Genomic DNA, 14,742 nt, shown 5'->3' with positions numbered 1-14,742 from the left:
CAGGGGTGAAGTCCCCGTCAATAAGGCCGGCGTCTACTCCTCTCCCGCCAGCGTCAGCGACCGCAGCTTCTGTCCCGCGTACCAGGTGGCCAGTACGGTCACCACGACCAGGAACACCGTCGCCGTGGTCAGGCCGACGTCCGAGGTCACCAGGTCCCCGCCGGCCACCTTGTGGGCGACGGCCAGCGACCACTGCTGGACGCTGAGCGTGCGCGCGCCGGGCACCAGGGAGCCGAACAGGGCCTCCCAGACGAGGGCGTAGACGAGTCCGAAGACCACCGCGTGCCGGGACACCGTGCCCAGCAGGAGGAACAGCGCCGCGTAGGCGATCGAGGAGACCAGGGCCGCGACCGTGTAGGCGACCGCGATCTGCTGTCCGTTGCCGTTGAGGATGAACCCGGCGATCAGGGTCGGCAGGGCCGAGAAGACCATGGTGACCGCGATCGCCACGATCAGCTTGGTGAAGATGATCGTCGGACGCTTGAGCGGCTTGGACAGCAGGTACACCACCGAGCCGTCGTCGATCTCCGGGCCGATCGCGCCCGTACCGGCGATGACACCGATGATGGGCACCATCGTGGCGAGCGCGAGCCCGCCCAGCAGGTCGGCGGCCGTCTGGTCGTCGGCTCCGGCGAGGGCGCGGACGACGACGGAGATGACGATGAGCAGCAGGGGCAGGGCCCCCAGGATGAGGGCCCGGCGGCGGCCGAGCAGGGCCCGGTAGGTGAGCCGGGCGACTGTGGGGTCGTACATCTTCGGCCTCCTACGCCGCGACCAGGTAAGAGAAGACGGACTCGAGGGACTCGTCGGACGGCGAGACCGTGAGCAGCCGGATGCCGTGGTCACGGGCGACCCGGGGCAGCAGGGCGGTGAAGCGGCCGAAGTCGACGGCCTGGACGCGCAACGCGCCCTCCGCGAGGTCGACCTCGATGCCGGACGTGGACGGGTCGGCGATCAGCGCGGCCGCGAGGGCGCGGTCGTCGCTGGAGCGGACCAGGTAGCGGTGCGGGCGGTCGGTCATCAGCCGGCGGATCTTGCGGAAGTCGCCGCTGGCCGCGTGCCGTCCGGCCACGACGACCTCGATGTGCCAGGCGAGCTGCTCGACCTCTTCGAGGATGTGGGACGAGAACAGCACCGTGCGGCCCTCGTCGCCCATGCGCCGCAGCAGGTCCATCAGCTGCATCCGCTGGCGCGGGTCCATGCCGTTGAAGGGCTCGTCCAGCAGGAGCAGCGAGGGGTCGTGGACCAGGGCGGACGCCATCTTCACGCGCTGGCGCATGCCCTTGGAGTAGGTGGAGATCTTGCGGTCCTGCGCGTACTCCATCTCGACCGTCGCGAGCGCCCGTTGGGCGGCCTTCTCGCCGAGGCCGTGCAACTCCGCGTTGGCGACGACGAATTCGCGTCCGGTGAGGAAGTCGTACATCGCCTCGCGCTCGGGGACGATGCCGATGTGCCGGTAGATCGCCTCGTTGCGCCACACCTGCTCGCCGTCGAGGGTGACGGTGCCGGTGGAGGGGGCGAGGAAGCCGGCCATCATGTTGATGAGGGTCGACTTCCCGGCGCCGTTGGGGCCGAGCAGGCCGGTGACGCCGGGGCCGATGGTCATGGTGATGTCGTTGACGGCGACCACGTTGCCGAACCAGCGGGAGACGTGGTCGATGGAGAGCGTGGTCACAGTCCCACCTTCTTGTAGCGGCGCATCAGGAGGCCGTAGCAGGCGGCGATCAGACCCAGGACGACCAGCACGTAGACCGCGCCCTCGCCGTTGGTGGGGCCGACCGCGCCGGGGAACGCCGAACTCGCGCCAAGGAAGGCCGACTGGACTCCGTCGATGAGCGTGACGGGCGAGAAGAGGCCGATCCAGGGGATGGCGCCGCTGCTGTTCTGCGCGTCGGCGATGGCCTGGAGCGTGGAGACGGCGCCGTAGGAGATGGTCAGTACGGCGATGACGGCCGCGATGCCGAAGCCGCGCCGGGGCGTCACCGAGGCGATGACCAGGCCGATGCCGGCGAAGAGCAGGGAGAGCAGTGCCACGGAGACCAGCCCCTGTGCGAACCCCTTGGTCTGGTGCGCGAAGTCGAGTTTGGCCAGCAGCGCGCCCACGTAGAGCACGATCAGCGGGGCCGCGGTGAGGACGAACATCGCGGAGGCCAGCGCCGCGTACTTCGCGCGGACGTAGTCGGCGGTCTCGATCGGCCGCGAGAAGTACAGCGGGACGGTCTTGAAGCGCAGGTCCCGGGAGACGGACTGGGGCGCCTGCGAGGCGACGTACAGGCTGATGACGGCCTGCATGATGATCGCGTAGCGCGTGTAGTCGACGGGCAGTTCCTTGGCCTTGGTGGCGACCGCGACGGCGACCATGATGGCCGCGGGCACGCACATCACCACGAACAGCAGCATCGGCAGCACCTTGGACTTGATGGAGCGTCCGAGGCCGTAGGCGCCGCGCAGGGACTGCGAGTAGAGGGAACGGGTGGCGTAGGAGCGGCCGAGGCGGGGGCCGTCGTAGTTGCGGTAGCCGATGTTGTGGATGCGGGTCTGGTCACCCGGTACAGCGGCCGTGGGGTGCTCAACTGCCATGGACTGCCGCCTCCTTGCGCTGCTCGTCCTCGGTGGTGAAGACCTCCGAGATGTGGTGCCTGCGCTGCTCCATGCGCACGAGGCCCAGGCCCAGGTCGGCGACGACGTCACGGACCAGGTCGTAGGTCTCCTCGCCCTGCGCGGTCAGCAGCAGGATGTGGCCCGCGCCCGGCAGTCCGCTGCCCGCCTCGACGGTCACCCCGCGCGCGTGCAGCGCCTCGCGCATCGCGCGCGTGCCGTCGGGGTGCTCGTCGGTGTCGGTGACCTCGACCGCGAGGGTGGTCGTGGTCTGGGTGAAGTCCGTGGTGGAGCTGGAGCGCAGCAGCTTGCCGCCGTCGATGACGACGACGTGGTCGCAGGTGCGTTCGAGTTCGCCCAGGAGGTGGGAGGTGACCAGGACCGAGATGCCGAAGTCGGTGTGGATGCGGCGGATCAGGCCGAGCATCTCGTCGCGGCCGACCGGGTCGAGGCCGTTGGTCGGCTCGTCCAGGAAGACCAGCTGCGGGTCGTGCACCAGGGCCTGCGCGAGCTTCACGCGCTGCTTCATGCCGGTCGAGTAGCCGCCGATGGGGCGATAGCGCTCCTCGTACAGGCCGACGTGGCGCAGGGTGTCGGCGGTGCGCTCGCGGGCGGCGGTCGGCGGCAGGCCCGACATACGGGCCATGTGCACGACGAACTCGGTCGCCGAGACGTCCGGCGGCAGGCAGTCGTGCTCCGGCATGTAGCCGACCCGCTCGCGGATGGCGGCACCCTTGGTCGCGACGTCGAGCCCGAGCACTTCGGCTCGGCCCTCGGAGGCGGGGGACAGACCCAGCAGGATCTTGATCAGTGTGGACTTGCCGGCTCCGTTCGCTCCGACGAGTCCGGTCACACCGGGCCCGACGTCGACGGAGAGCCGGTCAAGCGCGGTCACCCGGGGGAACCGCTTGCTCAGGCTTTCGGTCGCGATCACAGTCACGCTTCGAAGGTAGTGACCTGGACCACCCCTGTAGTCAGACCCGAGGGCCGTCTTCGTCTCAGTCTCCAGATGTACGGGGCCGTAGGGGATTCCCCTACCTGAGAGCTACGCAGAGTTATCCACAGGCGGGAGCCGAGCTGTTGACGCAGCCTCTAACAACTGTCACATTCACCGGTGTCACGTTACGGACACGTACCGCGGTCGAGGTACGACGAGGGGTGGGCGGTGGCATGACGACGGCAGTGACGGGCGAACTCTCGGCGCGGCTGAGGGGGTTCAGAAAGGTGCAGCGCCTCGCCTACGAGTGCGCCGAAGCGGTCGCCGCCCGGCTGCGACCGGGGGTGACCGAGCGGGAGGCGGCCCGCATGCAGCGGTCCTGGCTGCGCGAGCGGGGCGTGCGGGACTGGTTCCATCTGCCCTTCGCCTGGTTCGGCGACCGCACCGCGTTCGTGAACTTCCGCGTCCCCCTGCAGTTCTTCCCGACCGACCGGCGCCTGGAGCCGGGAATGCCGTTCATCCTCGACATGGCCCCCGTCCTCGACGGCTGCACCGCGGACATCGGCTACTCCGGCTCCCTCGGCCCCAACCCGGTGCAGGACCGGCTCATGGCGGACCTGGAGGCGCACCGGGAGCTGATCCTGCGCGAGGTCCGCGAGCGGCGCCCGCTGCGCGAGATCTACGAGGACGTGGACCGCCTCATGGTGCGCCAGGGCTACGCCAACCGGCACCGCGCCTACCCCTTCGGCGTGATCGCCCACAAGGTCGGCCGGGTGAAGCGGCGTCGCTGGTCACCGCACGTCTTCGGGTTCGGCACCCAGGCGCTCAAGGGCCTCGCCTCCGACGGGCTGCACGGTCACCGCGAGGGCTGGTCGCCGCTGTGGTCGCCCTACCGCTTCTCCGACCACCCGCCGCAGCCGGGTCTGTGGGCGGTCGAGCCCCATCTCGGGTTCCGGGGCACGGGTGCGAAGTTCGAGGAGATCCTCGTCGTCACCGACTCGAAGGATCCCCTGCAGAGCGCCTTCTGGCTGGACGACGATCTGCCGCACGTGCGGCGCTGGGCGGAGGAGAAGTGACGGTACTGGAGGGCGCGCGCGAGCGCCGGGTGCACACCGGGGGCATCGAGCTGTGCGTCGCCGAGCTGGGCGAGCCCGGGCGGCCGACGGTCGTGCTGGTGCACGGCTACCCGGACAGCAAGGAGGTGTGGTCCGAGGTGGCCCCACGGCTGGCCGAACGCTTCCACGTCGTGCTGTACGACGTCCGCGGACACGGCCGGTCGACGGCGCCGCGGCCACTGCGCGGCGGCTTCACCCTGGAGAAGCTGACCGACGACTTCCTGGCGGTGATCGACGCCGTCAGCCCGGACCGCCCGGTGCACGTCGTGGGGCACGACTGGGGCTCGGTGCAGTCCTGGGAGTTCGTCACCGTCCGGCGCACCGAGGGACGCATCGCCTCCTTCACGTCGATGTCCGGTCTGTCCCTGGACCACTTCGGCCACTGGATCGACCAGCGACTGAGGAAGCCCACACCGCGCCGCCTGGGCCAGCTCATCGGCCAGGGCGCCAAGTCCTGGTACGTCTACGCCCTGCACACGCCCGTGCTGCCCGAACTCGCCTGGCGCGGCCCCCTCGGCAAACGCTGGCCGCGCATCCTGGAGCGCGTCGAGAAGGTCCCCGGCGGCGACTACCCGACCTCCTCGCTCCCCAGGGACGCGGCACACGGGGCGTGGCTGTACCGCGACAACGTCCGCGCCCGACTGCGCCGCCCGCGCCCCGACGCACACGCACACGCGCCCGTGCAGCTCATCACGCCCCTCGACGACGCCTTCCTCTCCGAGCGGCTCTACGACGACCTGGACCGGTGGGTTCCGCGGCTCACCCGCCGCACCCTCCCGGCCAAGCACTGGATACCCCGCACCCGGCCCGACCAACTGACCGCCTGGATCACCGAGTTCGTGCGGTCGGTCGAGGACGGCGGGCCCGAGACGGTCAAGCCCACCGGCAGGTACGCCGACCGCTTCGGCGGGCAGCTCGTGCTGGTCACCGGCGCGGGCAGCGGCATCGGCCGGGCCACTGCGTTCGCGTTCGCCGAGGCGGGCGCGCGCGTGGTCGCCGTCGACCGGGACGCGGAGGCCGCCGCCCGCACCGCGGAACTGTCCCGGCTGATCGGCGCCCCCGAGGCGTGGGCGGAGACGGTCGACGTCTCCGACGAGCAGGCCATGGAGAAGCTCGCCGACAAGGTCGCCGCCGAGTACGGCGTGGTGGACGTCCTCGTCAACAACGCGGGGATCGGCCTGGGCGGCTCCTTCTTCGACACGACCCCGGAGGACTGGAGGAAGGTCCTCGACGTCAACCTGTGGGGGGTCATCCACGGCTGCCGGCTCTTCGGAAGGCAGATGGCCGAGCGCGGCCAGGGCGGCCACATCGTCAACACCGCGTCTGCGGCGGCCTACCAGCCCTCCAGGGCGCTGCCCGCCTACAGCACCTCCAAGGCGGCGGTGCTGATGCTGAGCGAGTGCCTGCGCGCCGAACTCGCCGGTCGGGGAATCGGCGTGAGCGCCATATGTCCCGGCTTCGTCAACACGAACATCACCTCCACCGCGCGCTTCGCGGGCGTGGACGCGGAGGAGGAGAAGCGGCGCCAGAAGAGGACGGCACGGCTGTACGGCCTGAGGAACTACCCGCCGGAGAAGGTCGCCGACGCGATCCTGAAGGCGGTCGTGCGCAACCGGGCCGTCGTACCCGTCACCCCCGAGGCGCGGGGCGCCCGGCTCATGTCCCGCCTCACCCCGCGCGCGTTGCGGGCGATCGCACGACTGGAGCCCCCGCTGTGAGCGCGCCGATCGCACCCCGGCGGGTGTCCTTCGACTGGTCGCGCACGCCGCTGCACTGGATACCGGGCGAGCCGACCGCGACGCACGTGATCAATGTGCTGCACCTGCTGCTGCCGGCGGGTGAGCGGTGGTTCGTGAAGGTGTTCAAGGAAGGGCTGCCGCTGGTCAGGGATGCCGAACTGCTCGCGGACGTCAAGGGGTTCATGGGCCAGGAGGCCACGCACAGCGTGCAGCACGCGTACGTGCTGGACCACCTGGCGGCCCAGCGGCTCGACACCGCGGACTTCACCCGGTACGTCGACTTCCTCTTCGAGCGGCTGCTGGGTGAGCGGCCTCCGCTGAACGCGCCGCTGCCCGCGCGCGAGTGGCTGCGCTTCCGGCTCGCGGTCGTCGCCGCGATCGAGCAGTTCACGGCGGTGCTCGGCGACTGGATCCTGTCCGCCGACGGCCTCGACGCGGCCGGCGCCGACGAGGTCATGCTCGACCTGCTGCGCTGGCACGGCGCCGAGGAGGTCGAACACCGGGCGGTCGCCTTCGACATGTACCAGCACTGCGGCGGCACGGGCGCGCCCCGTTACGCCCGCCGCCTCGCCGCGATGGCCGTGACCGCGCCCGTGATGCTGTACCTGTGGGTATGGGGATCGGCGTATCTCATACACCACGACCCGCAGCTCGCCGGCCGTGCCCGCTACTCCCTGGCAGAGCACAACAAGGCTGTGCGCAAAGGTCTGCTGCCGGCCTGGAAAGACCTCGGGGCGGCGATTCCGCGGTACTTCCGGCGGTCCCACCACCCGTCGCAAGAAGGGTCGTTGAGCCGCGCGGTGGCGTACCTGCGCAGGTCACCCGCCGCGGGGACGGCGGCGTGAGCGGGACGGCCGGATACCGGATCGAGGATCTGGCGCACCGCAGCGGCGCCACGGTCCGTACGATCCGCGCCTACCAGGACCGCGGGCTGCTCCCCCGCCCCGAACGCCGTGGCCGTGCCAACGTCTACTCCGACGCCCATCTCGTCCGGCTGCGCCAGATCGCCGACCTCCTCGACCGCGGCTACACCCTGGCGTCCATCAGGGAGCTCCTGGAGGCGTGGGACGCCGGCCGGGGGCTCGGCGGAGTGCTGGGGCTGGTCGCCGAGGTGGACGGGCCGTGGACCGACGAGGAGGCGGTACGGATCTCACGCGCCGAGCTGGACGAACGGTTCGGCGGTTCCCCCGACGACGAGGCGGTCGCCGAGGCGGTGGAGCTCGGGGTGCTGGAGCCGGTGCCCGGCGACGAGGGCGTCTTCCTCGTGCCCAGCCCCCAAGAGCTGGCCGTCGCGGCCGAGTTGTACGGCGCAGGCGTTCCGTTGTCCGCGATCTCCGGTCATCTGCGGGAGTTGAGGGGACAGGTCGAGCACATCGCCGCCCGTTTCCTTGAGTTCACCACGGAGCACGTCTTCGCTCGCTATCTGCGGGGACCGCACCGTCCGACCGACGCGGACGCGGCCGAGGCGGCCTCCCTGGTACGACGGCTGCGGCCCCTGGCGCAGCAGACGGTGGACGCGGAACTGGCGCGGGCGATGCGGTCGTTGGCGGTGCGGCATCTCCGGCGGCAGTTGGAGAGGCGTGAGGTGCCGGAGGAGCGGGCGGTGTCACGCTCCGTGTTCCTGCCCGAGGAGACAATGCGGGCGGTGGAGGGACTGGTTGGGGCGGAGCGGGTGGCTCAGTTCGTGGCGCTGGCGGCTGAACGCGAGGTGCGGGCACGGGAGTTGGACGCGCTCACGTCAAGGGGTGGACCCCCAGTCGATCTTGACGAAGAGGGCTGACATGTCGGGGAGTTGTCCACAGAACTGCCAAGTAGCCTGTGGATAACTACAGTTGGTTGTGGATCAAACCTCCGGGCGAAAATAATCTGCGTGATGCGCGTCTCTCCCGCCATGCTGAGCGGATGGATGAAAGACGCACCGTCAAGGTGTCCAAGTACCTCTCGAAGCACCTGCGCCACCAGCCCGAGCGGATCGGGCTCACGCTGGACGAGGCCGGCTGGGTCGAGATCGACGTGCTGATCGCCGCGGCCGCCGCGCACGGCTTCCGCTTCACCCGCGCCGAACTCGACCATGTGGTCGCCCACAACGACAAGAAGCGCTTCGCGATCGACGGCACCCGGATCCGCGCCAGTCAGGGCCACAGCATCGAGGTCGAACTGGGCCTCCCCCCGGCGACCCCGCCGCCGTACCTCTACCACGGCACCGTGGCCCGCAACCTGGACGCGATCCGTGCCGAGGGGCTGCGCCCCATGAACCGGCACGACGTCCATCTCTCAGCCGACCGTGAGACGGCGACCCGGGTCGGCGCGCGCCGCGGACGGCCCGTCGTGCTCTCCGTGGACGCGGGCGCCATGCACCGCGACGGGCATGTCTTCCACGTCAGCGCCAACGGCGTGTGGCTGACACAGGCCGTACCGCCGCGGTACCTGAGGTTCCCCGAAGCGCACTGAGCCCTGCATGATCCACCGTATGGATCATCTCCCCACCACCCAGGCCGCCGTCAACGCCCTTCGCGCCATCGCAGCCGAGTACGGGCGCGAGATCGAGGTGAGCCACGACATCGGCGCCGACCAGACCTCCCGCCGCACCGCCGCGGGCATCGGCGTCACCACCGACCCGGACGGCTCCCTTCCGCACGAGGCGTACGCCGAGTTCGGCGGACTGCCCCGAGTGAGTGTGCGGCTCTACCCGGACGACGACGCGCTGATCGAAGTCGAGGGCGTCCAGTGCCCCGACGTCGCCCGCGACGACGTCCCCGCTTTCCTCCGGTCCCTCTTCGACGATCGCGCCCACGTCAAGAGCCGCCGCTTTCCGCCCGGCCACTTCCTGATCGTGCCGCTGCCCGGGGACCGTACGCATCGCGAGTACGTGCCGATGCTCACCCTCACGCCCTGGCTCAGCGGCCGCGTGCGATGACCGTCGGTGACCGTTTCACGTGAAACCCTCTCTCCCGCTTACGCTCGACACATGAGTCTGCGCTTGAGCACCGTGATCCTTCCGCACCGCCGCTGGCACGAGGGCGGCCGCATGGCATGGCAGCGGGCCGAGCAGCTCGGCTTCCACACCGCCTACACCTACGACCATCTCTCCTGGCGCGTCCCGTTCCGGGACGGCCCGTGGTTCGGGGCCCTGCCGACACTGACCGCCGCCGCGGCCGTCACCGAACGACTGCGCCTGGGCACGCTGGTGACCTCGCCGAACTTCCGGCACCCGGTCACCCTCGCCAAGGAGCTGATCTCCCTCGACGACATCTCCGCCGGCCGGATCACCCTCGGCATCGGCGCGGGCGGCACCGGCTTCGACGCCACCGCGCTCGGCCAGGAGCCGTGGACCCCGCGCGAACGGGCGAACCGTCTCGCGGAGTTCGTGCCGCTGCTGGACCGGCTGCTGACCGAGGACGAGGTGTCGTACGGGGGCGACTTCTACTCGGCGCACGAGGCGCGCAACATCCCCGGCTGTGTGCAGCGGCCCCGGCTGCCCTTCGCCATCGCCGCCACCGGGCCCCGCGGGCTGAAGCTCGCCGCACGGTACGGACAGGCATGGGTGACCACAGGGGATCCCCGGCTGTACGAGAACGGCACTCCTGAACAGTCGGTTCAAGCCATTCGCGGACAGGCCGAGAACCTCGCCGACGCGTGCGCCGCGATCGGCCGTAACGCGGCGGACATGGACAAGATCCTGCTCACCGGCTTCACCCCGGACCGTGGCCGCCCGCTGGAGTCGCTGGACGCGTTCGTGGACTTCGCGGGCCGGCACCGGGAGCTCGGCTTCACCGAGATCGTGATCCACTGGCCCGTGCCCGACACCGTCTTCGCCGCCGACGAGAAGGTCTTCGAGCAGATCGCCATGGAGGCGCCCGCCCAGCTGGGCTGACCGCGACTGGGTGTCGTCTGTGCACCGCCTGTGGGCACTCCCGCACGGTCGCGCGGGCATGTGCGGGAGAATGGCCCGGTGACCTCAGCGACTCGACAGCCCGAGACCCCGGCCGCCGCCGTACCGCCGCGGCTCATAGCCACCGATCTCGACGGCACCCTGTTGCGGGACGACAAGTCGGTCTCCCCACGCACGGTCGCCGCTCTCGCCGCCGCCGAGGAAGCGGGCATCGAGGTCTTCTTCGTCACCGGACGGCCGGCCCGCTGGATGGACGTCGTCAGTGAGCATGTGCACGGCCACGGCCTCGCGATCTGCGGCAACGGTGCCGCCGTGGTCGACCTGCACGGCGGCCCCGGCGCCCACCGCTTCGTGAAGGTGCGCGAGCTGGCGCGGGAGAACGCGCTGGACGCGGCTCTGCTGCTGCGGGAGGCGGCTCCGGGCACGGTGTACGCGATCGAGCAGACCTACGGCTTCCACCAGGAGCCGGACTATCCCGCCCTGCACATGGAGATCCCGGACAACCTCGCCCCGGCCGAGGACCTCCTCGCGCCGGACGGCCCGGGCGCCGAGGAGCCGGTCCTGAAGATCCTCGCCTACCACCCCACGATCGACCCGGACGCCTTCCTCACCCTGGCCCGCCTCGCCATCGGCGACCGCGCCACCGTCACCCGCTCCAGCCCCAGCGCCCTGCTCGAGCTCAGCGGCCCCGGCGTCTCCAAGGCCAGCACACTCGCCCTGTGCTGCGCCGAGCGCGGCATCTCGCACGAGGAGGTCGTCGCCTTCGGGGACATGCCGAACGACGTCGAGATGCTGACCTGGGCGGGCCGCTCGTACGCCATGGGCAACGCCCACCCCGACGTCATCGCGGCCGCGTCCGGCCGGACGGTCGCCAACAACGACGACGGGGTGGCGGTCGTGATCGAGCGGATGCTGGCGGAGCAGGCCTAGTCGGCCGACGGGAACTTGAGGACCGTTCCGGTCCTACGCCGCTCCCAGCACCAGCGACTCCGTCTCCGCCTCCCGCTCCACCATCGCCCGCAGCGGCCCGGGGACGGCGGCCAGTTCGGCGTACGTCCCGCGCTGCACGACCCGTCCCCCGTCGAGTACGACGACCTCGTCCACCGCCTCCAGCCCGGCCAGCCGGTGCGTGATGAGCAGGGTCGTACGCCCCTCGGTGGCGGCCAGCAGATCGGCGGTGAGCGCGTCGGCCGTCGTCAGGTCGAGGTGCTCGGCGGGCTCGTCGAGCACCAGCACCGGGAAGTCGGCCAGCAGCGCGCGGGCCAGCGCGAGCCGCTGCCGCTGCCCGCCGGACAGCCGTGCCCCGTGCTCGCCGACGAGCGTGTCGAGCCCGTCGGGCAGACCGTCGCCCCAGGCGAGCAGCCGGGCACGCCGCAGGGCGTGCCGCAGTTCGTCCTCGGTGGCGTCCTTCTTCGCCAGCAGCAGGTTCTCGCGCACCGAGCTGTCGAAGAGGTGCGCGTCCTGCGCACACAATCCGACGAGCTTGCGGACGTCGTCGCCGTCGAGGGCGTGCGCGTCCACGCCGGCCAGCGTGTAGGAGCCCGCGTCCGCGTCCAGGAACCGCAGCAGCACCTGCGCGAGGGTGGTCTTGCCGGAGCCGGAGGGGCCGACCACGGCGATCCGGCGCCCTTGGTCGAGGGTGAGGTCGAGGCCGGCGAGGGCGTCCCGTTCCTGGCCCGCGTACCGGGCGGTGAGCCCCCGGAGGGCGACCGGGAACGGGGAGGCGGGCGCCTGCCTGGGCTGCATCGGCTCCCGTACCGGTTCGGGCGCGTCCAGGACCTCGTGGACCCGCTCCGCGCTCCTGCGCACCCGCTGGCGGTACTGCACGGCCAGGGGCAGTCCGAGGACGGCCTCGAAGGCGGCCAGCGGGGTGAGCACGACCACGGCCATCACCACGCCGCCCAACCGGCCGTCGGCGACCCCTTGGGCGCCCGCGAGGGCGGCCGCGGCGACGGTCAGGCCGGAGATCAGCGCGGTCAGTCCGTCGCCGAGCGCGGTCGCGGTGGCCGCGCGGGAGGCGATCCGGGTGAGCGTGCCGTCGGCCCGCCGCGCCTCGGCGGTACGGGCGGGCAGGGCGCCCGCCACCGTCAGCTCGGCGGTGCCGGTGAGCAGGTCGGTCACGCGCGTCGCCAGCACCCCGCGGGCAGGAGCCAGTCGGCGCTCCGCACGCCGGGACACCATGGCGGTGACCAGCGGGACACCGACGCCTGCCGCCAGCAGGCCGACGGCGAGGACCGCGCCCGCCTCGGGGAGCAGCCATGCCGTGAAGCCGACGGAAGCGGCGGAGACGATCACCGCGGCACCGGCGGGCAGCAGCCAGCGCAGCCAGTAGTCCTGCAGCGCGTCCACGTCGGCGACCAGCCGCGACAGCAGGTCGCCCCGGCGGGTGTCGCGCAGCCCGGCGGGCGCCAGCCGCTCCAGGCGCCGGTAGACGGCGACCCGGGTGTCGGCGAGCATCCGCAGCACCGCGTCGTGCGACACCAGCCGCTCCGCGTACCGGAACACGGCCCGCCCGATGCCGAACGCCCGCGTCGCCGTCACCGCCACCATCAGGTACAGCACCGGCGGCTGCTGCGAGGCGCGCGAGATGAGCCACCCGGAGGTCGCCATCAGCCCGACGGCACTGCCGAGGGCGAGGGAGCCGAGCAGGAGGGCGAGGGCGAGACGGCTGCGGCGCGGGCCGGACATGGCACGGACACGGCCGAGGACGCCGCCCTTGGTCTTCGGGGGCTCGGTGACTGCGGCGGCGTCGAGGGTGATGTCCTGGACCGTCTCCCGCTCGGCGCGGGGTGCCGTGGAAGCCGGGTTCTCCACGGGAACGGGGGCCGACGGTTCCGCCAGCCGCACGACCCGGTCCGCCACCCCGAGCAGCGCCGGCCGATGCACCACCAGCAGCACCGTCCGCCCGACCGCGAGCCGCCGTACCGCCTCCACGACCTCGGCCTCGGTGGCGCCGTCCAGCGCGGCCGTCGGCTCGTCGAGCAGCAGTACCGGCCGGTCCGCGAGGAACGCCCGGGCCAGGGCCAGCCGCTGCCGCTGACCGGCGGACAGGCCCGCACCCTCCTCGCCGAGCAGCGTCTCGGCACCGGCGGGCAGCGCGTCCACGAACTCCAGCGCACCGGCATCCGCCAGCGCCCTGCGTACGGAGGCCTCGTCGGCCTCGGGACGAGCCAGCCGTACGTTCTCGGCGATGGTCCCGGCGAACAGATGCGGCCGCTGCGGCACCCAGGCGATCCGTGAGCGCCACTGCTGCGGATCGACGTCCGTGAGGTCGGTGCCGCCGATCCGCACCCGCCCCGCACTGGCCGGCACGAACCCCAGCAGCACGTTCAGCAGCGTCGACTTGCCCGCACCGCTCGGTCCGACCAGCGCGACCGTCTCTCCGGGACGCACCGAGAAGGACACGTCCGACACGGCGTCCTCGGCCCGGCCCGGGTAGCGGACGGAAACCCCTTCGAACACCACGGCGCCCGTCGACACCGCTGCCGTGCCCGACGCCGGAACGGGCGTCTCCAGCACGGCGAAGATCTCCTCGGCGGCGGCCAGGCCCTCCGCCGCGGCGTGGTACTGCGCTCCGACCTGCCGCAGCGGCAGATACGCCTCGGGGGCGAGCACGAGGATGACGAGACCGATGTACAGGTCCATCTCGCCGTCGACCAACCGCATGCCGATCGTCACGGCGACCAGTGCCACCGAGAGCGTGGAGAGAAGTTCCAGGGCGAAGGAGGAGATGAAGGCGATGCGCAGGGTCCGCATGGTCGCCTGCCGGTACTCGCCCGTGATGCGCTTGATCGACTCGGCCTGCGCCTTGGCCCGCCCGAACACCTTCAGCGTCGGCAGCCCCGCCACGACGTCCAGGAAGTGCCCGGACAACCGGGACAGCAGCTTCCACTGACGGTCCATCCGGGACTGCGTCGCCCAGCCGATCAGCATCATGAAGACGGGGATGAGCGGCAGCGTGCCGATGATGATCGCCGCCGAGACCCAGTCCTCGGTGACGATCCGGGCCAGCACGGCCACCGGCACGACCACCGCCAGCCCCAGCTGCGGCAGATAACGCGAGAAGTAGTCGTCGAGTGCGTCGACTCCGCGCGTGGCCAGAGCGACGAGCGAGCCGGTCCGCTGCCCGCTCAACCACCCCGGGCCCAGTGCGCCGGCCCGCTCCAGCAGCCTCCCCCGCAGTTCCGACTTCACCGCGGCGCTGGCCCGATGGGCGGCGAGTTCCGTGAGCCAGGAGACCAGCGCCCGGCCACAGGCGACGGCTGCCAACAACAGCAGGGGAGTGCGGAGTTCGGCGACCGACATCCCCTGCTGGAAGGCTCCGACCACCACTTCGGCGATGAGCATGGCCTGAGCGATGACCAGCGCCGCACCGACCGCTCCCAGGCCGACGACCGCCACCATGAACAGGCGGGTGGCGCGGGCATATCGGAGCAGGCGCGGGTCGACCGGTTTCACGTG

The 14,742-nt window shown here is 71.5% G+C and carries 13 protein-coding genes; 8 read left to right on the top strand and 5 right to left on the bottom strand.

The window, feature by feature from the left end:
* Window positions 1–33: 33 nt before the first annotated feature.
* From ACWCQ1_RS08670 to ACWCQ1_RS08655, 4 genes are read right to left on the bottom strand one after another with little or no spacing between them, the layout of a single operon-like run.
* Window positions 34–753, bottom strand: a complete 720-nt coding sequence (locus ACWCQ1_RS08670; protein WP_133048302.1) for an ABC transporter permease subunit — start codon at window positions 751–753, stop codon at window positions 34–36.
* A 10-nt stretch (window positions 754–763) separates the two neighbouring features.
* Entirely contained in the window at window positions 764–1,675 is a 912-nt protein-coding gene (locus tag ACWCQ1_RS08665; protein ID WP_133048303.1) for an ABC transporter ATP-binding protein, read from the bottom strand.
* A complete protein-coding gene (locus tag ACWCQ1_RS08660; RefSeq protein ID WP_451026118.1) occupies window positions 1,672–2,580 on the bottom strand; it encodes an ABC transporter permease in 909 nt (302 codons plus the stop codon). The genes ACWCQ1_RS08665 and ACWCQ1_RS08660 overlap by 4 nt, the downstream gene beginning before the upstream one ends.
* The gene (locus tag ACWCQ1_RS08655; protein WP_451026152.1) at window positions 2,570–3,532 is read right to left on the bottom strand and encodes an ABC transporter ATP-binding protein; all 963 of its coding nucleotides are present in this window, start codon (window positions 3,530–3,532) and stop codon (window positions 2,570–2,572) included. The genes ACWCQ1_RS08660 and ACWCQ1_RS08655 overlap by 11 nt, the downstream gene beginning before the upstream one ends.
* A gap of 236 nt (window positions 3,533–3,768) precedes the next feature.
* Between ACWCQ1_RS08655 and ACWCQ1_RS08650 the strand changes: the two genes are divergently transcribed.
* The 8 genes from ACWCQ1_RS08650 (at window position 3,769) to ACWCQ1_RS08615 (ending at window position 11,211) form a co-directional block, all read left to right on the top strand.
* Entirely contained in the window at window positions 3,769–4,611 is an 843-nt protein-coding gene (locus tag ACWCQ1_RS08650) for a M24 family metallopeptidase (protein WP_451026117.1), read from the top strand.
* Window positions 4,608–6,368, top strand: a complete 1,761-nt coding sequence (locus tag ACWCQ1_RS08645) for an SDR family oxidoreductase (protein WP_451026116.1) — start codon at window positions 4,608–4,610, stop codon at window positions 6,366–6,368. Before ACWCQ1_RS08650 ends, ACWCQ1_RS08645 begins: the two co-directional genes overlap by 4 nt.
* The gene (locus ACWCQ1_RS08640) at window positions 6,365–7,234 is read left to right on the top strand and encodes a metal-dependent hydrolase (RefSeq protein WP_451026115.1); all 870 of its coding nucleotides are present in this window, start codon (window positions 6,365–6,367) and stop codon (window positions 7,232–7,234) included. The genes ACWCQ1_RS08645 and ACWCQ1_RS08640 overlap by 4 nt, the downstream gene beginning before the upstream one ends.
* A complete protein-coding gene (locus ACWCQ1_RS08635; protein WP_451026114.1) occupies window positions 7,231–8,169 on the top strand; it encodes a MerR family transcriptional regulator in 939 nt (312 codons plus the stop codon). The genes ACWCQ1_RS08640 and ACWCQ1_RS08635 overlap by 4 nt, the downstream gene beginning before the upstream one ends.
* 122 nt (window positions 8,170–8,291) lie before the next feature.
* On the top strand, window positions 8,292–8,840 hold the full coding sequence (locus tag ACWCQ1_RS08630; protein WP_451026113.1) for an RNA 2'-phosphotransferase: 549 nt from the start codon (window positions 8,292–8,294) through the stop codon (window positions 8,838–8,840).
* 19 nt (window positions 8,841–8,859) lie between these two features.
* A complete protein-coding gene (locus ACWCQ1_RS08625; protein ID WP_133048309.1) occupies window positions 8,860–9,306 on the top strand; it encodes a hypothetical protein in 447 nt (148 codons plus the stop codon).
* Between the two features lie 51 nt (window positions 9,307–9,357).
* Window positions 9,358–10,263, top strand: a complete 906-nt coding sequence (locus ACWCQ1_RS08620; protein ID WP_133048310.1) for an LLM class flavin-dependent oxidoreductase — start codon at window positions 9,358–9,360, stop codon at window positions 10,261–10,263.
* A gap of 78 nt (window positions 10,264–10,341) precedes the next feature.
* On the top strand, window positions 10,342–11,211 hold the full coding sequence (locus ACWCQ1_RS08615; protein WP_133048311.1) for an HAD hydrolase family protein: 870 nt from the start codon (window positions 10,342–10,344) through the stop codon (window positions 11,209–11,211).
* Between the two features lie 33 nt (window positions 11,212–11,244).
* Here ACWCQ1_RS08615 and cydD read toward each other — a convergent pair whose 3' ends face one another.
* Window positions 11,245–14,739, bottom strand: a complete 3,495-nt coding sequence (cydD, locus tag ACWCQ1_RS08610) for a thiol reductant ABC exporter subunit CydD (protein WP_451026112.1) — start codon at window positions 14,737–14,739, stop codon at window positions 11,245–11,247.
* Window positions 14,740–14,742 lie beyond the last annotated feature (3 nt).

This window comes from Streptomyces sp. NPDC002144 (genome assembly GCF_053593695.1).
The sequence above is the reverse complement of the archived record's forward strand: the minus strand, read 5'-3'. Positions and strand labels throughout refer to the sequence as shown.